Origin of the sequence: Aeromicrobium sp. UC242_57 (assembly GCF_044452305.1) — a bacterium.
Classification (GTDB): Bacteria; Actinomycetota; Actinomycetes; order Propionibacteriales; family Nocardioidaceae; genus Aeromicrobium.
In genome coordinates this window covers 1,323,544-1,341,773 of the sequence record NZ_JBIOAM010000003.1, presented here as the reverse complement: position 1 = coordinate 1,341,773, position 18,230 = coordinate 1,323,544, and the positions used below count along the sequence as shown (strand labels likewise).

21 protein-coding genes, 5 pseudogenes and 1 riboswitch are annotated in these 18,230 nt (G+C 66.8%); of the genes and pseudogenes, 12 read left to right on the top strand and 14 right to left on the bottom strand.

The annotated features are described in order from the left end of the window. Positions 1-341 precede the first annotated feature (341 nt). Positions 342-827 (top strand): DUF1992 domain-containing protein, encoded by a 486-nt coding sequence (locus ACHMWU_RS18825; RefSeq protein WP_396045874.1) that lies wholly within the window; start codon positions 342-344, stop codon positions 825-827. Here the strand turns inward: ACHMWU_RS18825 and ACHMWU_RS18820 are convergent. From ACHMWU_RS18820 to ACHMWU_RS18805, 4 genes are all read right to left on the bottom strand, one after another. After that, complete coding sequence (locus tag ACHMWU_RS18820) at positions 807-1,130, bottom strand: VOC family protein (protein WP_396046896.1); 324 nt, start codon at positions 1,128-1,130, stop codon at positions 807-809. The two genes, ACHMWU_RS18825 and ACHMWU_RS18820, sit on opposite strands and share 21 nt — an antisense overlap. Positions 1,131-1,205: 75 nt before the next feature. After that, complete coding sequence (locus tag ACHMWU_RS18815) at positions 1,206-1,904, bottom strand: alpha/beta fold hydrolase (protein WP_396045872.1); 699 nt, start codon at positions 1,902-1,904, stop codon at positions 1,206-1,208. A 232-nt stretch (positions 1,905-2,136) separates the two neighbouring features. After that, positions 2,137-2,757 carry an L-threonylcarbamoyladenylate synthase gene (locus ACHMWU_RS18810; RefSeq protein WP_396045870.1) on the bottom strand — a complete coding sequence of 207 codons (621 nt, stop codon included), beginning with the start codon at positions 2,755-2,757 and terminating at the stop codon, positions 2,137-2,139. A gap of 90 nt (positions 2,758-2,847) precedes the next feature. Then, positions 2,848-2,970: a GPGG-motif small membrane protein gene (locus ACHMWU_RS18805; protein ID WP_396045868.1), complete on the bottom strand. Its 123-nt coding sequence runs from the start codon at positions 2,968-2,970 to the stop codon at positions 2,848-2,850. 254 nt (positions 2,971-3,224) lie between these two features. Between ACHMWU_RS18805 and ACHMWU_RS18800 the strand changes: the two genes are divergently transcribed. The 7 genes and pseudogenes from ACHMWU_RS18800 to ACHMWU_RS18770 all read left to right on the top strand — a co-directional run bounded on the left by ACHMWU_RS18800 (position 3,225) and on the right by ACHMWU_RS18770 (position 8,339). Then, positions 3,225-3,362: a hypothetical protein gene (locus ACHMWU_RS18800; protein WP_396045866.1), complete on the top strand. Its 138-nt coding sequence runs from the start codon at positions 3,225-3,227 to the stop codon at positions 3,360-3,362. Further along, complete coding sequence (locus ACHMWU_RS18795) at positions 3,340-4,020, top strand: phosphoadenylyl-sulfate reductase (protein WP_396045864.1); 681 nt, start codon at positions 3,340-3,342, stop codon at positions 4,018-4,020. Before ACHMWU_RS18800 ends, ACHMWU_RS18795 begins: the two co-directional genes overlap by 23 nt. A 45-nt stretch (positions 4,021-4,065) precedes the next feature. Next, positions 4,066-4,977: a sulfate adenylyltransferase subunit CysD gene (cysD, locus tag ACHMWU_RS18790; protein WP_396045862.1), complete on the top strand. Its 912-nt coding sequence runs from the start codon at positions 4,066-4,068 to the stop codon at positions 4,975-4,977. Next, a pseudogene (locus tag ACHMWU_RS18785) lies at positions 4,977-6,286 on the top strand (sulfate adenylyltransferase subunit 1). The gene cysD and the pseudogene ACHMWU_RS18785 overlap by 1 nt, the downstream one beginning before the upstream one ends. Then, positions 6,283-7,475, top strand: a pseudogene (gene cobA, locus ACHMWU_RS18780) (uroporphyrinogen-III C-methyltransferase). Before ACHMWU_RS18785 ends, cobA begins: the two co-directional pseudogenes overlap by 4 nt. A gap of 28 nt (positions 7,476-7,503) precedes the next feature. Continuing rightward, positions 7,504-8,013: a hypothetical protein gene (locus ACHMWU_RS18775; RefSeq protein ID WP_396045860.1), complete on the top strand. Its 510-nt coding sequence runs from the start codon at positions 7,504-7,506 to the stop codon at positions 8,011-8,013. A gap of 8 nt (positions 8,014-8,021) precedes the next feature. Then, a complete protein-coding gene (locus tag ACHMWU_RS18770; RefSeq protein ID WP_396045858.1) occupies positions 8,022-8,339 on the top strand; it encodes a hypothetical protein in 318 nt (105 codons plus the stop codon). 38 nt (positions 8,340-8,377) lie between these two features. On the opposite strand, the pseudogene ACHMWU_RS18765 reads toward ACHMWU_RS18770, so the two are convergent. The 7 genes and pseudogenes from ACHMWU_RS18765 to ACHMWU_RS18735 form a co-directional block, all read right to left on the bottom strand. Then, positions 8,378-9,171 (bottom strand): annotated as a pseudogene (locus ACHMWU_RS18765) (RtcB family protein). Continuing rightward, on the bottom strand, positions 9,168-9,551 hold the full coding sequence (locus ACHMWU_RS18760; protein WP_396045856.1) for an RtcB family protein: 384 nt from the start codon (positions 9,549-9,551) through the stop codon (positions 9,168-9,170). The pseudogene ACHMWU_RS18765 and the gene ACHMWU_RS18760 overlap by 4 nt, the downstream one beginning before the upstream one ends. Before the next feature lie 252 nt (positions 9,552-9,803). Beyond that, entirely contained in the window at positions 9,804-10,166 is a 363-nt protein-coding gene (locus tag ACHMWU_RS18755; RefSeq protein ID WP_396045854.1) for a hypothetical protein, read from the bottom strand. Beyond that, on the bottom strand, positions 10,139-10,657 hold the full coding sequence (locus ACHMWU_RS18750) for a hypothetical protein (protein ID WP_396045852.1): 519 nt from the start codon (positions 10,655-10,657) through the stop codon (positions 10,139-10,141). Before ACHMWU_RS18750 ends, ACHMWU_RS18755 begins: the two co-directional genes overlap by 28 nt. Then, the gene (locus ACHMWU_RS18745; RefSeq protein WP_396045850.1) at positions 10,650-10,820 is read right to left on the bottom strand and encodes a hypothetical protein; all 171 of its coding nucleotides are present in this window, start codon (positions 10,818-10,820) and stop codon (positions 10,650-10,652) included. Before ACHMWU_RS18745 ends, ACHMWU_RS18750 begins: the two co-directional genes overlap by 8 nt. 35 nt (positions 10,821-10,855) lie before the next feature. Then, positions 10,856-11,014 (bottom strand): hypothetical protein, encoded by a 159-nt coding sequence (locus ACHMWU_RS18740; protein ID WP_396045848.1) that lies wholly within the window; start codon positions 11,012-11,014, stop codon positions 10,856-10,858. Beyond that, complete coding sequence (locus ACHMWU_RS18735; RefSeq protein ID WP_396045846.1) at positions 11,011-11,709, bottom strand: alpha/beta hydrolase; 699 nt, start codon at positions 11,707-11,709, stop codon at positions 11,011-11,013. Before ACHMWU_RS18735 ends, ACHMWU_RS18740 begins: the two co-directional genes overlap by 4 nt. Before the next feature lie 116 nt (positions 11,710-11,825). Between ACHMWU_RS18735 and sigK the strand changes: the two genes are divergently transcribed. From sigK to ACHMWU_RS18715, 4 genes are all read left to right on the top strand, one after another. Next, the gene (gene sigK / locus ACHMWU_RS18730; protein WP_396045844.1) at positions 11,826-12,425 is read left to right on the top strand and encodes an ECF RNA polymerase sigma factor SigK; all 600 of its coding nucleotides are present in this window, start codon (positions 11,826-11,828) and stop codon (positions 12,423-12,425) included. Further along, the gene (locus ACHMWU_RS18725) at positions 12,422-13,123 is read left to right on the top strand and encodes an anti-sigma factor domain-containing protein (RefSeq protein ID WP_396045842.1); all 702 of its coding nucleotides are present in this window, start codon (positions 12,422-12,424) and stop codon (positions 13,121-13,123) included. Before sigK ends, ACHMWU_RS18725 begins: the two co-directional genes overlap by 4 nt. Before the next feature lie 75 nt (positions 13,124-13,198). Next, entirely contained in the window at positions 13,199-13,627 is a 429-nt protein-coding gene (locus tag ACHMWU_RS18720; protein WP_396045840.1) for an alpha/beta fold hydrolase, read from the top strand. Continuing rightward, positions 13,627-13,914: a hypothetical protein gene (locus tag ACHMWU_RS18715; RefSeq protein WP_396045838.1), complete on the top strand. Its 288-nt coding sequence runs from the start codon at positions 13,627-13,629 to the stop codon at positions 13,912-13,914. The genes ACHMWU_RS18720 and ACHMWU_RS18715 overlap by 1 nt, the downstream gene beginning before the upstream one ends. Here the strand turns inward: ACHMWU_RS18715 and gcvP are convergent. From gcvP to ACHMWU_RS18700, 3 genes and pseudogenes are all read right to left on the bottom strand, one after another. Beyond that, positions 13,911-16,678 (bottom strand): annotated as a pseudogene (gene gcvP / locus ACHMWU_RS18710) (aminomethyl-transferring glycine dehydrogenase). The gene ACHMWU_RS18715 and the pseudogene gcvP sit on opposite strands and share 4 nt — an antisense overlap. Positions 16,679-16,817: 139 nt before the next feature. Continuing rightward, positions 16,818-16,906, bottom strand: a riboswitch (glycine riboswitch). Between the two features lie 87 nt (positions 16,907-16,993). Next, positions 16,994-17,585, bottom strand: a pseudogene (locus ACHMWU_RS18705) (MerR family transcriptional regulator). 180 nt (positions 17,586-17,765) lie between these two features. After that, the gene (locus tag ACHMWU_RS18700; protein ID WP_396045836.1) at positions 17,766-18,227 is read right to left on the bottom strand and encodes a bifunctional nuclease family protein; all 462 of its coding nucleotides are present in this window, start codon (positions 18,225-18,227) and stop codon (positions 17,766-17,768) included. Positions 18,228-18,230 lie beyond the last annotated feature (3 nt).

Sequence of the window (18,230 nt, the reverse complement as noted above, 5' to 3'; positions counted from 1 at the left end):
GCGAGATGGTGCGGCTCCACACTAAGAGTGAGTGACAGCCTGTCCGCGCCAAATCGGTTGCCTGCACGAGAGGTTCGGCGACTGTTCGCCAAGCGTTCGCCTGACTCGCGAATGGAGCAGGTGCCCTAGGTGGACGAGGAGTCGCGAAGTGGAACTGGGCTCGTACGATGGTTTCTGCAGGAGGTGATCATGAGCGCCGGTGACCGGGCCCGACACGAGTACCAGCGCGTCTCGAACGCGAGGCTGCGGCGGCCGAGCATCGAGCCGACTCCGAGCAGGACCCGGAGGAGCGCGCCAAGAACCAGGCGCGTCGTCAGGCCAGCGCGTCCCAGTGGGTCGAGATGCAGGTGCAGCGAGCTATCAACGATGGCGAGTTCGACAACCTTCCGGGAGCTGGCAAGCCCATTCCCGGCATCGACCGCCCGCACGACCCCGACTGGTGGCTCAAGCAGCTGATCGAGCGCGAGCGCCTCAGCGTCGTCCCTCCGGCGATTGCGCTGCGGATCGAGCACGCTGAGATGGACGAGACACTGGATCGCGAGACTACGCCCGACGGCGTCCGGCGCGTGCTCGACGACTTCAACGCCCGGATTGTTGAAGCACGCCGACAGCTCCAGGGCGGGCCACCGGTCATCACTCCCCTGCGTGATGTCGACGAGGAGATCGTGGCCTGGCGCGAACGCCGTGCCCAGCGGGTCGCCGAGCAGAAGCAGCGGCTAGCCGAGCTGAGGGCAGCCGAGGAGGCTGCTCGCCCCCGGCGTTGGGAGTGGCTGCACCGGCCGCCTGGGGCTGCGCCGATCAGCCGACTAGCCCTGCGCCACGACTGAGAACACGTTGCCAGACGGATCGGTCAGCCAGGCAATGTCGGGCCCGTGTCCGCGCATCACGCCGTCGGCGTCTTGCGGCATCCCCTCGTAGAGATTGAACGCCACCCCGGCAGCGGCCAGCTCGGACACGGCCGCCGTGACGTCTGCGACGGGCAGGTTGAGGACGGTGAACGAGGCTGGTTCGTGCGCGTCGCCCTTGGGATAGAACAACACGTAGTGGCCATCGCCCAGCAAGATGCGGCCGAAGCCGCTGTCGTCGACCGTGACGCTCAGCCCGAGCTTGTCACGGTAGACTCTGCGGATTCGGCAGAATCTCGCACTGAGAAGCCGCTGAAGGGGTGGTGGTAGTCGACCATGATCGTGCCTTCTCTCGTCGGATCAGTTCCTGTCGGTTGAGCGGGGTCGCAGGAGGGCATCGACCAGCTCGTCGGGGCGGCTCAGCGCGGCCAGATGTCCGCCGGGGACGACCTCGATCTCGACCCCGAGACGTTCGCGTGCCAGCCGGCGCTGGAACTCGACCGGGAACAGTCGGTCGTGCTCGCCGGCAATGACCCGGGTTGGTATGTCTGGCCAGGCGTCGAGGCCCCAGGGGGTCGCGAACACCGCGTCCGCCTCGTCCTGAGGATCGTCGGTGAGCGTTGCCAGCATCGCGGGTGGCACGTCGTGGAAGAAGTACACGTCGGCATCGAACGGGCCGTCGGGATCGCGTCCTTCGGCGACGTCGTTGGCCGCCCGAGCGACCACGGAGCCACTCGCCTCCCACCACTGCCCGGCCGTCTCGCCCGGCAGCGGGATCATGGCGTTGACCAGCACGAGCTCCTGAGGTCTGAAGGTCGAGGCCGCCCACGACGCGCTGAAGCCGCCGAGCGACTGGGCCACCAGCACGACGTCGTCGAACCCCTGGGCTGCCTCGACGATGAGGTCGACGTACTCCGGCAGCCCTGCCTCCGGGTCGGGGCCGGGCAGGTCGACCGCCACACTGGCAACGTCGCGGGACGTCAGCCTCTCGCGCACATGGGTCCAGAAGGACGCCATGCCGCCAGCGCCTGGGACGAAGACATAGGTGCACGGGCTCATGCCGTGACCGTTGCACGTGTCGCCTTGACAGACAAGAGCAGCGATGACCAACCTCGTCCCATGACTGATATTCCTTGGGTCGGAGCGCCCGCACGCCGCGCCTTCGACGCCGCCGGCTACACGACCCTCGAAGAGCTCTTGGCAGCCGACGAGAAGGGAGCTGCTACGACTGCACGGCGTGGGCCCCAAGGCGATCAGGTTGCTCCAAGAGGCGGCCGCCCGTGGCTGAGGTCTACTCGAACGGCGCCGGGTCGCCCGCACCGACGCGGACGACCTCGGCGTAACCGTCCGAGAAGTCGACGACCGTGGTCGGCTCGGCGATGACGTCCTCGCCGGACTCGATGACGGCATCGACCTGGCCGTCGAGCTCTTCGGCGATGAGCCAGGCCGCGGCCATCGGCTCGGTGGTCCCGGGCAGGATCAGCGTCGTCGACAACAGCGGTTCTCCGATAGCGGCAAGCAGGGCTGAGACGATCTTGTGATCGGGGATGCGCACTCCGACAGTCTTCTTCTTCTCGTGCAGCAGCCTCTTCGGCACCTCGCGGGTGGCAGGCAGGATGAAGGTGTACGGCCCCGGGGTCGCGTTCTTGACGGCCCGGAAGATCGAGTTGTCGACATGAACGAACTGACCCAGCTGGGCGAAGTCCTTGCAGACCAACGTGAAGTGGTGCTTGGAGTCGAGCTTGCGGATCGAACGGATCCGATCGAGAGCATCCTTGTTGCCCAGCTGCGCCCCCAGTGCGTAGCCCGAGTCGGTCGGATAGGCGATCAGGCCGCCATCCTGGATGATCGCTGCAGCCTGATCGACTGCGCGCTGCTGAGGATTGGCCGGGTGGATGTCGATGAAGCGCATGGTCTGAGGTTACGTCTGATGCGCCGACATGGCGAAGGGCCGGGTGCCCGTGCACCCAGCCCTTCGCCATGCTCGTGCTGCTTCGCCAGCTTATCTGAAGATGCTGTACCCACCCGGTCCGACCAGCGCTGCCACGATCAGCAAGACGATGCCGATCAGGATGTCGCCACGCACGAGGCGCAGGATTCCGTAGATCGGCGATCGCGACGGCAATTATCCACAAGATGAAAGCCATGCGTGTCCTCTCTTTCGGGTGGCGTCTGCCACTCCCGGGGGCGGTACCCCTGCGCTCGAAAGCTAAAACACTCGACCTGTCTGACAGAGCATTCGGAGGGAATTGATTGTGAGGTGGGTCACTCAATTGCGTTCCGCGATACGGACAGCATCTCGGGCGTCACGACACCCCGTGGGCGGCGACCTATCCTGGAGGCTGTCTTCTGGCCATATCGACAAGAGGGGTGCCGCCGATGAGTGAAGCCGCTCTGACACTTGCCGAGCGCCGCGAGCAGCAGCTCGCCCACACAGCATCTCGGACAGCCCACCTTGCGTCGCGTGAAGCGCTGCTGTCGCCCCGGCGCAGCAATGACGCTGCGGGCCATCGCTGAGGCCGGCCAACTGGCGCTCGGCGACTCTGATGCTGACGCCGTGCTGGCCTGGGTCGCCGAGACCTTCGGCTACCGGACTGCTGTGGCGTGCTCGATGGCCGACGCCGTGCTGCCCGCTGTCGTCGCCCAGCACCTGCCGTGGGTCGACACGCTGTTCCTCGAGACCGGCTACCACTTCGCCGAGACGATCGGCACGCGCGATGCTGTCGAGGCGTCGATGCAGCTGTCGATCGTCGACGTCCTGCCCAAGCTGACCGTTGCCGAGCAGGACGCCGAGTACGGCGAGAACCTGTACCAGCGCGATCCGGCGGCGTGCTGCGACATGCGCAAGGTCGAGCCGCTGCACCGCACGCTCCAGGGCTACGAGGTATGGATCACCGGGGTCCGCCGCGACGAGGGCCCGACTCGTGCCGACACGCCCTTCATCACCTGGGACGAGAAGAACGGTCTGGTCAAGGTCAATCCATTGGCCGCCTGGACATTCGACGACCTCCTGGCGTACGCAGATGACAACGACGTCATCGTCAACCCGCTCGTCAATGACGGATATCCCTCGATCGGCTGCGCGACCTGCACCCGTCGCGTGGCGCCTGGCGAGGATCCCCGGGCCGGCCGGTGGGCCGGGCTCGACAAGACCGAGTGCGGTCTGCACACCTGATCCCCCGCCCAGTACCTGCTGCGCTCTACTTCTGACAAGGCACCGATGACCCTGACTGACGAACGCCGTCTCACCCAGCTGCAGTGGCTGGAGTCCGAGGCGATCCACATCATCCGCGAGGTCGTGGCTGAGTTCGAGAAGCCCGTGCTGCTGTTCTCGGGCGGCAAGGACTCGGTCGTGATGCTGCACCTGGCGACCAAGGCGTTCTGGCCGTCGCCGGTGCCTTTCCCGGTGCTGCACGTCGACACCGGGCACAACTTTCCCGAGGTCATCGCCTACCGCGACGAGACCGTCGCCCGCCTGGGACTGCGTCTCGAGGTGGCCAGCGTGCAGGACTACATCGACGATGGCCGGCTGCGCGAACGCAGCGACGGGACCCGCAACCAGCTGCAGACCCAGCCGCTGCTCGACGCGATCACCGACGGAAAGTTCGATGCGGTCTTCGGCGGCGGTCGTCGTGACGAGGAGAAGGCTCGTGCCAAGGAGCGTGTCTTCAGCCTGCGTGACGAGTTCGGCCAGTGGGATCCGCGCAACCAGCGCCCCGAGCTGTGGAACCTCTACAACGGCAAGCACCGTCCCGGCGAGCACGTCCGGGTGTTCCCGTTGAGCAACTGGACCGCCGCCGACGTCTGGCAGTACATCGGCGCCGAGCAGATCGCCCTGCCCGAGCTCTACTACGCGCACCAGCGTGAGGTGTTCGAGCGCGACGGCATGCTCGTCTCGGTCAGCGATGTCTCGCAGCCCCGCGAAGGCGAGACCGTCGAGAAGCGTCAGGTCCGTTACCGCACGGTCGGCGACATGTCGTGCACCGGCGCGGTCGAGAGCGATGCGACAACGGTCGAGGACGTCATCGTCGAAGTCGCCGCAACCCGCATCACCGAGCGTGGCGCAACCCGCGCCGACGACCGCGCCTCCGAGGCAGCCATGGAAGACCGCAAGAAGGAAGGCTACTTCTGATGCGCACGCTCTTGCGTCTCGCCACTGCTGGATCCGTCGATGACGGAAAGTCGACCTTGGTCGGCCGGTTGCTGTACGACTCGAAGTCGGTGCTGGCCGACCAGTTCGACGCAGTCGAGCGAGTCAGCCGTGACCGCGGACTGGCCTCGGCTGATCTCGCGCTGCTGACGGACGGTCTGCGTTCGGAGCGTGAACAGGGCATCACGATCGATGTGGCCTACCGCTACTTCGCGACGGCCGAGCGGTCGTTCATCCTGGCCGACTGCCCCGGACACGTGCAGTACACCCGCAACACCGTGACCGGTGCCAGCACCGCCGACGTGGTGGTGCTTCTGGTCGACGTCCGGCACGGCATCCAGGAGCAGACTCGCCGTCACCTCGCGGTGGCTTCGCTGCTGCGCGTCCCCATGTCGTGGTCGTCGTCAACAAGATCGACCTGGTCGACTTCGACGAGGCGACCTACAACCGGGTATCCGACGAGGTGCTCGACTCGGCTCGCAGCCTGGGGCTGTACGACGTGGCCACGATCCCCGTGTCGGCGCTCGACGGCGACAACGTCGTCGACCGGTCCGACCGTACGCCGTGGTACGAAGGCCCGAGCCTCCTGTCGTTCCTCGAGCAGCTCTCCCCCATCGGCGATCCGCACTCCGAGCCGCTGCGCTTCCCCGTCCAGCTCGTCATCCGGCCTCAGTCGGCTGCCGGCGACGAGTTCCGCGACTACCGCGGCTATGCCGGTCAGATCGCGTCCGGACTCGTGCGCGTCGGCGACGCCGTGACGGTGCAGCCGAGTGGGCGCACCAGCACGGTCGAAGGAATCGACTTCGCAGGTGTCGCGCTGACCGAGGCGTTCGCACCGCAGTCGGTGACGTTGCGTCTCAGCGACGACATCGACATCAGCCGCGGCGACCTGATCGTCACCTCGCGCAGCGTCCCGCCGGTCACTGAAGACATCGATGGGACGATCGCCTGGCTGGCTGACGGCAACCTGGTGCCCGGCACCAAGGTGTTGTTGAAGCACGGGACCAAGACCGTGCAGGCGATGGTCAAGCTGATCGGCGGCAAGCTCGATCTCGATGACGCCCGGTTGCTGCCGGCCGACTCTCTCGGCCTCAACGACATCGGCCACGTCACGTTGCGTCTCGCGGCCCCGATCCCAGCCGAGGAGTATCTGCACGCCCGCAGCACCGGAGCATTCCTGCTGATCGACGCCCAGGACGGTGCAACCCTGGCCGCTGGCATGGTCGGCGACGCGTTGCTCGACACCAAGGCTGAGGTGGCTGCCGTCGCTGGTGTCGGCGTTCCTGCATGACGACTGGTGGAAGCCTGCCGCTGACGTTGCGTGTCACGGGTCGTCGTGTCGTCGTGGTGGGCGGCGGTCACGTCGCCACACGGCGCGCGTTGAGCCTGCTCGACTCCGGGGCTGCGGTCGTCGTGATCTCGCCTCAGGTGTCCGAGTCGTTGGCCTCGTCGATCGGCCGCGGTGATGTCGAGTGGATCCAGCGCGAGTACGCGGCGGGAGACCTCGCGGGCGCCTGGCTCGTCCAGACGGCGACGGGTACGTCTGTCGACGACGAGGTTGCAGCAGATGCCGAAGCGGCTCAGATCTGGTGCTTGAAGGGTGGCGATCCCGACCGGGCGACAGCCTGGGCACCAGCTGTCGCCAAGGTCGACGACGTCGTGGTCGCCATCAGCGGCGGTGGCGATGCCGGACGGGCGTCAGCACTGCGTGACGGTGTGGCTGCGGCCCTGCAGTCAGGTGAGCTGCCGATGCGCCACCGGACTCACCATCCTGATGGTTTCGTGGCCCTGGTCGGCGGAGGACCGGGCGATCCGGGCCTGTTGACGACCCGTGGACGACGCCTGTTGGCTGAGGCCGATGTCGTGGTCGTCGACCGGCTCGCTCCGCACAGCATCCTGGCCGAGCTGGATCCGGACGTCGAGGTCATCGATGTCGGCAAGATGCCCGACCACCACCCGATCCCCCAGCACGAGATCAACGCGCTGCTGGTCGACCGAGCCAAGCGCGGCCTGGTCGTCGTGCGACTCAAGGGTGGTGACCCGTACGTCTTCGGCCGTGGCGGCGAAGAGCCATCGCGTGCCGTGAGGCGGGTGTGCCGGTCGAGGTGGTTCCGGGCGTCACGAGCGCGATCTCCGTTGCCGCAGCGGCAGGTATCCCGGTCACCCATCGTGGTCTGGCCCGTGGTTTCAGCGTCGTGACGGCCCACGAAGCAGTCGCAGCGCTCCCCCACTCGCGCGATCACACCATCGTGATGTTGATGGGCGTCAAGCGGCTTGCCGAGACCTGCGCCGAGCTGATCGCCAGCGGGCATGATGCCTCGACGCCTGCAGCGATCATCGAACGCGGCTGCACGCCCGCTCAACGAGTCACGGTCGCCACGCTGGCGACCCTCGCTGAGGTTGCCGCTGCCGCTGGCGCGACCTCGCCGGCCATCACGGTGATCGGAGACGTCGTCACGTTGTCGCCGCACTGGGCCTGAATCGGGCGGATTCGGTGATACTGGGCCGGTGAGGTTCTCATTCGTCGTGATCGCCGGACTGCTGCTCGGGTTCTCGCTCGCGGCCTGTGCCAGTGACGGCCCGGACTCGTCGCCGATGCCCGACGGGATCAAGGTCGAGGTCGACCAGTCGCGGTACCAGCAAAGTGGCCGAACTCTCTTTGTCAGCATCCAGAACGGAACCGATCAGCAGATCACGATCAGCGACTTCACCCTCTCGTCGCCGCGTTTCGACGATGTCGACTGGTCTGGTGACGACGTCCTTGAAGCCGGGCAGAAGACCGACATCGACTTCACGATGCCGCGTGGTCGATGCGGGTCCGACCTCGACGCCTCGATCGCCGTGACCTATCAGGTCGACGGTGGCAGACCTCAGATCTCGACGACTACCGTCGACGACCTCTACGACCACGCCCTGTACTTCGCCGACCGAGACTGCGCCCAGCTCACCTTCGAGGAGGCGGCGAAGGTCGAGATCGGCCAACCCCAGGTCAGCGGTGCGGACGTTCGTCGGTGTTGAGCCTGCCGGTGACCCTGACACCCACCGGCAAGCGCGAGGACGTCCGGTTCGTCGGATTCGGCGACACCGTGCTGTTTCGCCAGGCAGCGGGCTCACCAGTAGACGTCGACCTGCCGCTGACCGGGGCGCCGCGCACCGTGACGATGCAGGTCGTCCCAGCCAGATGCGATCCGCACGCCCTCGCCGAGGACAAGGTCGGTCGATTGTTCCCGGTCAAGATCGAGGCCGACGATCTCCCTGCGGACGCGGCCTACTTCCTGCCGCTGGACAAGGGGCAGAAGACGGCCTTCTTCGACTTCTTCCGGTCGCACTGCGCAATCAGCTGAACCGAGGTGGCGGCCGACTTCAGCCGACCGCCACCTGGTCAGTCCCCCTTCACGTTGACGATCTGCCGCAGGGTGTGACGGATCTCGACGAGGTCGGCAGCATCCTGCATCACGATGTCGATGTCCTTGTAGGCCCCCGGGATCTCGTCGACGAACGCCGAGGTGTCGCGGTACTCGATGTCACCCATAGCGGCCCGCAGGTCGTCCTGGGTGAACTCCCGACGCGCCGCTGCCCGGCTGAAGGCCCGGCCAGCCCCGTGCGGAGACGAGTTCGCAGCGCGACCGGATTGCCCTTTCCGGCGACGACGTACGACCGCGTCCCCATCGAGCCGGGGATCAGCCCCATGGTGCCGGCCGATGCGTCGATCGCGCCCTTGCGTGACAGCCACACGTCCTTGCCGAAGTGCTTCTCCTTGGTCGTGTAGTTGTGGTGGCAGTTGATCTCCTCCAGACGCGCGACCGACGGGACACCTAGCCAGCTCGCGAAGCAAGCGACGACGCGGTCCATCATCTCCTCGCGGTTCAGCAGGGCGAACTTCTGCGCCCACCGCAGCTGCCGGATGTAGGCGACGAACTCGTCGGTGCCCTCGACGAGGTACGCCAGGTCGGGATCAGGAAGATCGATCCACCACCGCTTGCACAGCCGCTGTGCCACGGCGATGTGTCGCTGCGCGATCTTGTTGCCGACGCCCCGCGAGCCGGAGTGCAGGAACAGCCAGACCTGGTCGTCCTCGTCGAGGCTGACCTCGATGAAGTGATTTCCCGAGCCCAAGGTGCCCAGCCGCAGCTCCCAGTTCGGCGATGCGACGGCGGGGTCGAAGCCCGCCTTCACGGCATCGCCCGCGACTCGTCGAGACGCGTCCGCGTGTGCTCACGCGTCACATCGGTGTTGTAGTTGCCGGCCGACAGCGGGATCGCCTGCTCGATCGACTCGCGCAGGGCCTTGCGATCGCTGGGCAGGTCCGCGGCCGTGTAGGGCGTGCGCACAGCGATCATGCCGCATCCGATGTCAACGCCGACGGCCGCAGGGATGATCGCCCCGAGGGTCGGGATGACCGAGCCAACGGTCGCGCCCTTGCCGAGGTGGGCGTCGGGCATCAGCGCGAGGTGCGGGTAGATGAACGGCATCGTGCTGGCCGTCTCGGCCTGGGCGCGTGTGCTCGGTTCGAGGATGGATGCCCAGCTGAACAGCCGCTGGGAGATCTTCTCCATGGTGTTCTTCTCTCTGTGTGGTGTGTCATGAACATGCAAAAAGCCCCGACCGCGGGTGCGGTCGAGGCTCGGTGTCCGAATCAGCTGGCTGGTCAGCCAGGACAGGATTCGGGGTGTCGCGCATCGACCGCACGGCGCTCATACTCGCCACGCAGCGAGTATTCGGGCAGCACGAACAAGGGGCTGGTCGATGCAATATTGCTCATCGGATGCCTCCTCGGTCGTCGGTGGGGTGTGATGCGTCGCAGGACGCTACCGCATCGGCTCGTCGAGACGCAACCAGGCATTGAGGTGCCGCTCGCCCTGGCGCATGATCAGGGCATGGCCGGCGACGAAGACCGGGCGCAGGAACCAACCGGTTGCGCGCATCCAGCGGCGGTCGGTGGCTACTCGCCAGTCGATCTCCATCTCGCAGGTGCCCGGTGCGCTCTCGCGGAACGTCACGATGCCTTCACCGCGTAGGTCGCCCTCGGCAGCGAACGTCAACCGGTCAGGACGGGATGTCGTGAGGTCGGTCAACGAGAACGTCAGCCCGTAGCCGAAGGCGCTGGTGGCCCGGACCGTCATCCGGTCACCGTCGTAGCCGGTCACCCGCACTGCCGGCCACCAGGCCATCGGGTCGTCGGTCGCCAACAGCCGTCGAGCACGTCCCACAACGACTCACGCGTCTGTGCCACGGTCCACCGCGACACGAACACGTAGTCGCGCCTCATGGCGTGCTGCGGCCGACCGAGTCGCTCCGGCGCAACCACCACAGTCCGATGAACGGCAGCACCAAGGGGATGAACCCATATCCTTCGCCGAACCCCGACCACACGGTCTGGACGGGGAAGAGCTTTGTCGAGCAGGGACAGTGCGCCGACGGCGAGCACGCCCACGAGCTCGATCATGATCGTGACGAGCGCCAGCCGGCGGCGGTTCCGGGCCAGCGCATACGTCGCTGCGACGTACACCAGTGCGGCGAACGCCGACAGCGCGTACGGCACGATCGTGTCGGACTCGACATCGGTGATCAGCTGGTACAGAGACCGAGCGGTCGCCGAGAGCGCGAAGACGGCATAGACCGCGACGAGAGCACGACCGAAGCCGTGTGAGGTGTCAGACATACGCGCCCTGCCAGATTCCGAGGCACCTGATCGACAGGACGCTGACGGTCAGCATGGCAACGACCACCACGCCGGTCCCCCATCGGGACTTCTCGGCGATGCCCCACAGAGTCGCTGCGGTCGGGATCACGACCATCGTGACCAGGTACGAGATGAACAGCACGCCGTCGACATCGCGCGAGGTCTTGGACAGGGCGATCAGCTGCCGACCAGCAGGACGATCAGGACGATCTGCAGGACGCCCACCGCATAGAAGAGCGGATTGCTGAACTCGAGCCGCCGATAGGTGTGCCAACCGGCGAAGATCGCCACCAGGAGCGCGAGAGCCGCGATCCCATAGCCAACGGTGTCAGTCACACACTGCCTTTGTTCGACGTGCCCTCCTGCGAGGCCGCACTGTCCAGAATTTCCAGCACTGATTCTTCCACGAAGCGTCGCCAGGTCGACCGGCGGCGGAGCATGAAGTGTCCTGCGCCCGGGAGGGAGCGCCAGGTCGCCGCCGCGGCGATGGGTCGAGCGCGCTCGACGAAGGCGTGACTGAGCTGGGCCGAGGTCCACCGGTCGCTGGTGCCGTGCAGGACGTGCAGTCGTCTCCCCCGCAACGATCCGTGCGGCTCACCCTCCGGCAGCCATGGCGCCAAGGCCACGACGCCCAGCACGTGAGGATCGTCTGCGACCCGGCACGCGGTACGTCCCCCCATAGAGTGACCCACCAGGATCACCGGCAGTCCTACGTGGCGGGACGACAGCTCAGCCAGCGCCCACCGCGCATCCCTGACCGGCGACGGATCGTCAGGTGCGTTCCAGCCGCGCACCCGGTACTGCAGCAGCTCGACCTCGAGATCGTTCCGCTTCGCGAAACGGCGCAGCGAACGCGCCATCGCGGCGATCCGCCACCAGCTGGCGTGCCGGTCGAGCACGGGCTCTTCGCTGTGCTGCTGGCCGCCGTGCAAGAACAGCACGACTGCCTTGGGACTGGCGAGTGAGGCGTAGGTGTCGAGTCGCGGGCCGGGCACGTCTTCGATGCTGGCACCTGTCGCCCAGGTGTGCACGATGAAGCGGCCATAGACTGATGAGAGGTTCGCCGCACAATTGCGGGGCCCACACCCATCCTGACCGGAGGCTGCACCGAATGGCTCGTAGGAAGCTTCTTGGAAGGGAGCACACGATGGCCTCATCTGCGCGACTGAGCATCGCCGGCGAGCCGACGGACGAGCCGGCAGCTGCACCCGATCTTGGTGACCTGCTGACCCGGGTGTCGCTCGGCGACGAGTCGGCCTTCGGTGCGCTGTTCGATGCGCTCGGCTCATCTGTCTACGGGCTCGCCCGCCGCGTCATCCGCGATCCGGCGCGTGCCGAAGAGGTGTCCCAAGAAGTCTTCATGCAGGTCTGGCAGACCGCGGCGCGGTTCGACTCGTCGCGCGGAAGCGCCAAGAGCTGGGTCCTGACCCTCGCTCATCGCCGCGCAGTCGACGCCGTCCGTCACGACCAGGCCGCCACGAACCGCGAGAACAAGTACGACTGGTCGGGAGGGCCCGACTACGACGAAGTCGAGGAAGCGGTCACGATCAGCCTCGAGCACGAGCAGGTTCGACGTTGTCTGGACGGCCTGACCGATCTGCAGCGCGAGGCGGTGACCCTGGCGTACTACCAGGGCTACACCTACGCCGAGGTGGCCACGGCCCTCGCCGCGAACACCGCGACCGTCAAGACCCGAATGCGGGACGGCATCGTCCGCCTGCGCGACTGCATGGGAGTGGAAGCATGAGCACCGACCTGCACTCCTTGATCGCGCCCTATGCGCTCGACGCGTTGGACTCCGACGAGCGCCAACGGTTCGAGACGCACCTCGAGCACTGCACCGACTGCCAGGCCGAGCTGGCCGGGTTCCTGGAAACCGCAGTACGCCTGGGTGACGCCATGAGTCACACACCGCCGGCCGGTCTGCGCGAGCAGCTGATGGCCGACATCGTGAAGACCCCTCAGGAGCGTCCGGTGGTCACCGCACTCGCGCAACGTCGCGGTCTGCGCCGGGCACTCCCCCGTCTTGCCGTGGCGGCCGCCTTCTTGATCGGTGCGGTCGGCGTGGGCGGCTACGTCGCCGAGCACGAGAACGCCAAGGACGCCCGGAGCCAGAACCAGCTCATGTCGTCGGTCCTGAGTGCCGATGACGTCGAGACGTCCTCCAAGACCTTCGACGAGGGCGGAAGCGTCAGGCTCTACCTGTCCGACACCGCAGACGCGGCCGTCGTCCTCGCCAAGAACCTGCCGAGTCCTGGCAAGGGAAAGGTGTACCAGGTGTGGATGGTCGATGCGTCCGGTCCCCGCTCGCAGGGCTACTTCACCCGGAGCGGTCAGATGGTGATGGAGGGTGTGACGAAGGCGCAGCGGATTGCGGTGACCGTCGAACCTGATGGCGGGTCCGATCTGCCCACCTCCGATCCTGTGGCGTCGATCCCGCTCTGACCCGAGGCAACATGCTGACAGCGCTGGTGTCATGATGGCGCGGTGACTTCGGCTCTTGTCCTCATCAGTCCCGCCATGGCGGTTCCGTCTGCGTTCTACCGTCCACTCGTCGCCGCGTTCGAGCAGCGCGGGTGGACGGCTCAGACGCTGCGGTCACGGGGCTTCGGCCGCGACGAGACGGCGGCATCCCGCAACGTCGACTGGAGCTATGACGACGGGATCAACGACATCGCCGATGCCGTCGCCAAGGCGCGGGCCGATGATCCCGATCGCCCGGTGATCGTGCTGGGGCACAGCATCGGCGCTCAGCTGGCCGCTGGGCATGAGCTCAACCACGTGCCCAGCGACGGCTTCGTGGGTGTCGGCGCAGCGGTGCCGCACTACAAGCACTACCCGTTCGGCGGGGTGCCGTTGATCTTCATGGGCCTCGGCGTGCCGTTGATCAACCGTGTCTGGGGCCACGTGCCCAAGCCGATGTTCGGTGGTCCCGGAGCCGGACCCTGATGAGCCAGTGGGCCAGCTTCATCCGTACCGGACGTCCGCCGTTCCCCGCCGAGTCTCGCCACGCGACACCCTCGCTGATCGTGCACCTGCAAGGAGACTCCTTCGCCCCGTCGAAGGCCAACCATGCGTACATCGAGCGCTTCCTGGAGCCAGCGCAGACGACCCGTTGGGTCTACGGACCCGACGACGTCCCCGAAGGCGGCAGCAACGACCACGTGCAGTGGGTGCGGACCCCCGAACCCGTCGTCGACCAGGTCATCACCTGGTGGCAGGGCGTCAGCCGCTAGTCGGCGAACGCCTCGATCGCCGGGCACGAGCACGCCAGGTTGCGGTCACCGTAGGCCTGGTCGATCCGGCCTACCGGCGGCCAGTACTTGTCGTCGACCGTCCCGGACGGGAAGCAGCCGACTTCGAGGTCGTAGGCATGAGACCACGAGGGGAGCTCCCGCATCGTGTGCGGCGCGTGCACCAGGGGGTTGTCGCCGTCTGGCCAGGCACCGGCGATGACCTGGTCGATCTCGGCACGGATCGCGAGCATCGCCTCGCAGAACCGGTCGAGCTCGGCGAGATCTTCGGACTCGGTCGGCTCGACCATCAACGTGCCCGGGACCGGGAAGCTCATCGTCGGGGCGTGGAAGCCGTAGTCGATCAGACGCTTGGCGACGTCATCGATCGAGAGGCCAGCCTGCTTGAGGATCGGCCGCAGGTCGAGGATGCACTCGTGCGCCACGAGCTCGTCATCACCGGTGTAGAGCACCGGGAACGCGCTCTCGAGCCGCTTGGCGACGTAGTTGGCCGCGAGCACGGCGACCGAGGTCGCCTCGGTCAGCCCCTCTGCGCCCATCATCGCGACGTAGGCGTAAGGGATCGGCAGGATGCCCGCCGAGCCATAGGGCGAGGCGCTGATCGCGCCGATGCCCTCGCGCTTGCTCTCGATCGGGTGCAAGGGATGCGTGGGCAGGAACGGGACGAGGTGCTCGGCCACCGCGACCGGGCCGACGCCTGGTCCGCCGCCACCGTGCGGATGCAGAACGTCTTGTGCAGGTTGAGGTGCGAGACATCGCCGCCGAACACGCCCGGCTGCGCGTGGCCCAGCAGCGCGTTGAGGTTCGGCACCGTCGACGTACACCTGGCCTCCCGTGCGAGTGGACGATCTCGCACAGCTCGGTGATGCCGTGCTCGTAGACGCCGTGGGTCGACGGGTAGGTCACCATGATCGCGGCGAGATCGTCCTTGTGCGCCTCGCACTGCGCCTCGAGGTCGACCAGGTCGACCTCGCCCTGATCGGTCGACTGACGATCACGACGCGCATCCCGGCCATCACGGCCGAGGCGGCATTGGTGCCGTGCGCGGAGCTCGGGATCAGGCAGACGGTGCGGTGCTCGTCACCACGGCTGCGGTGGTAGGCCCGGATGGCCAGCAGGCCGGCGAACTCGCCCTGCGAGCCGGCATTGGGCTGGATCGAGACAGCCGCATAGCCCGTGACCTCGGCGAGCCACGACTCGAGCGTCTCGATCAGCTCGATCATGCCGGCCGCGTCGTCGGCGGGGACGAAGGGGTGCAGGTCGGCGAAGCCCGGCCAGCTGATGGGCTCCATCTCGGCGGTCGCATTGAGCTTCATGGTGCACGAGCCGAGCGGGATCATTCCGCGGTCGAGGGCGTAGTCGCGGTTGCCAGCTTCTTGAGGTAGCGCAGCATCTGGGTCTCGCTGTGGTGCTCGTGGAAGACCGGATGCGTCAAGATCTCGTCGGTGCGCAGCAGCCGGTCGGCAAAGACGGGGCCGCCGAGGTCGGGCCGTGGCTGTCGACGCCGAAGGCGCCCCAGACGACTCGCAGGTGCTCGTCGGTCGTCGACTCGTTGGTCGCGACGCCGACATGATCGGCATCGACGAGGTGCAGGTGCACGCCCTGCGTCCGCGCCTTCGCGACGATCTCTGCGGCGCGACCCGGGACCCGCGCCACGATGGTGTCGAAGTAGGTCTCGGAGACCAGCTCGACTCCCCCGGCCGCCAGGCCCGAGGCCAGCTGGCGCGCGGAGCCGTTGACCTCGGTGGCGATCTTCCGCAGGCCCTCAGGTCCGTGGTAGACCGCGTACATCGACGCTGTGACGGCCAGGAGCACCTGCGCGGTGCAGATGTTCGATGTCGCCTTCTCCCGACGGATGTGCTGCTCGCGGGTCTGCAGGGCCAGTCGGTACGCGGGACGTCCGGCACTGTCGACCGAGACTCCGACCAGACGTCCGGGCAGGTGTCGCTCGAGGCCAGCTCGCACGGCCATGAAGCCAGCGTGGGGGCCACCGTAGAACATCGGCACACCGAAGCGCTGGCTCGAGCCGACCACGACATCGGCACCGAGACTGCCCGGAGAAGCCAGGAGCACGAGGGCCAACGGGTCGGCGACGACGACGGCGAGGCCGCCCGTCGCCTGGGCGGCTTCGATCGCCGCTCGTGGGTCGACGATCTGCCCGTCCGCTCGCGGATAGGCGATGATCGTGCCGGCTGCCTCGACGTCGGGTGCACCATCGGCCAGGTCGAGCTCGAGCAGCTCGATGCCGAGCGCCTCAGCACGCGTGCGGGTCACGGCGAGTGTCTGCGGCAGCAGGCCCGCGTCGATGATGATCGGCAACGTGTCCTTGCCCTTGGTGGCGCGCCGGATCAACGTCATGGCCTCGGCCACGGCAGTGCCCTCGTCGAGCAAGGACGAGTTGGCGGTCGGCAGGCCCGTCAGGTCGGCGATGAGGGTCTGGAAGTTGAGCAGTGCCTCGAGCCGTCCCTGCGAGATCTCGGGCTGATAGGGCGTGTAGGCGGTGTACCAGGACGGATCTTCGAGCACGTTGCGTCGGATCACGGCCGGCGTGATCGTCGGGTGGTAGCCGAGCCCGATCATCGCGACACCGGGGTTGTTGCGGTCGGCCAGGGCGCGGAGCCCGGTCAGTGCCTCTGTCTCGGTCTGTGCGGCGGGCAGATCGGAGCGCGGTCGTGCTGCGGATTCCGGCGGGAACTGCTGCGCGCATCAACGCGTCGAGCGAGTCGTAACCGACTCGCCGCACCATGGCGCCCTGGTCGTCAGCAGTGGGACCGATGTGGCGGCTGGCAAAGTCGTGAGACACGAACACTCCGAAGGTAGAGGCGTTGAAAGTACGCCTCCCCTTCTGTCGACGCACACCGCCTGGCGGACGTCTTCAGAATTGCCTCGTTCGCGTGGTCCTTGGTGCCTGAGAGGTTCCGGGGAGGAATTGCCCCTTCGGCGTCGCCTGGGCGAGCTCTCCCACGCGCGATCGACAGCAGCACCACTCTACCGCCGATGGGCGAACGGGTCACCGATCACGGGACCGTGAGTCACATCACGGCGGTTCGGATCCGTCAGATCAGGAGGTACGACGTGCTCTGCGCAATGAAAAGCCGTCGGCCGCAGCGATCTCTGCGGTGCTGGGATCGACAGCCCGCTCACTGGGCAGCTGCGTGCAAGGAGCCCTCGATCTCCTTCCAGACGCCGCCGATCGCGATGCCGAAGACTCCCTGGCCGCCGCGCAGCAGGTCGATGACCTCGTCGGCAGAACGGCACTCGTAGACGCTTGCGCCGTCGCTCATCAAGGTGACCTGAGTCAGGTCGTCGGTGCCACGGACCCGCAGGTGGTCGATCGCGATGCGGATCTGCTGCAGCGAGACACCCGCGTCGAGCAGCCGCTTGATGATCTTGAGCAGCAGGATGTCCTTGAAGGAGTAGAGCCGCTGCGTGCCCGATCCGGTGGCAGATCGCACGGTCGGATCGACCAGACCCGTGCGCGCCCAGTAGTCGAGCTGGCGGTAGGTGATGCCGGCTGCGGTGCATGCCATCGGTCCACGGAATCCGGCGTCCTGAGGCAGTGGAGAGACATCATCGTTGAACAACAGGCCCTGGTCACTGGCCTCGGCTGCCGCATCGGAGGCGGCAGCGTCGTTCTCGTGTGACTCGATCATGCGAAGTGCCTTCCAAAGCAGGTATGGGGGAAGACTACCGCGACGGAACTACATCCGTGTACCTTCGGCAGCACCCTCAACTTAAGGGTGAGAGTTTGCCGGGTCAACGACCGAGCGTGTTTACCGGCGTGTCGCAACCATAAAGTCTCACGTGAAGGTTGAAAGTCGGAGGGCTGCGGCTCAGCCGAAGTCCTCCGGCTCGACCTCGTCGAGGAACTCACGGAACTTCTCGACCTCTTGATCTTCCTCGGACGTCGAGACGATCCCGGCGTCGTCGAGGACGTCCTCGGTGCACACGATGCGGGCACCTGACCTCAGTGCCAGCGCGATCGAGTCGGACGGCCGCGCCTCGACCTCGGCACCCGAGGAGAACACCAGCGAGGCGTAGAACACGCCGTCGTTGACGTCGAAGATCCGCACCTCACGCAGCTCATCGCCCAGGGCCAGCACGATGCTCTGCATCAGCTCATGGGTCAGCGGACGATTCGTCTCGGTGGCCTGCTGGGCGTAGGCGATCGCCGACGCCTCGACTGCGCCGATCCAGATCGGCAGGTAACGACCACCCTCGGCCTCCCGCAGGAGGACCAATGGCTGGTTCGTCGGCATCTCGACCCGAACTCCGACGACCTCGAGGCCACACATCAG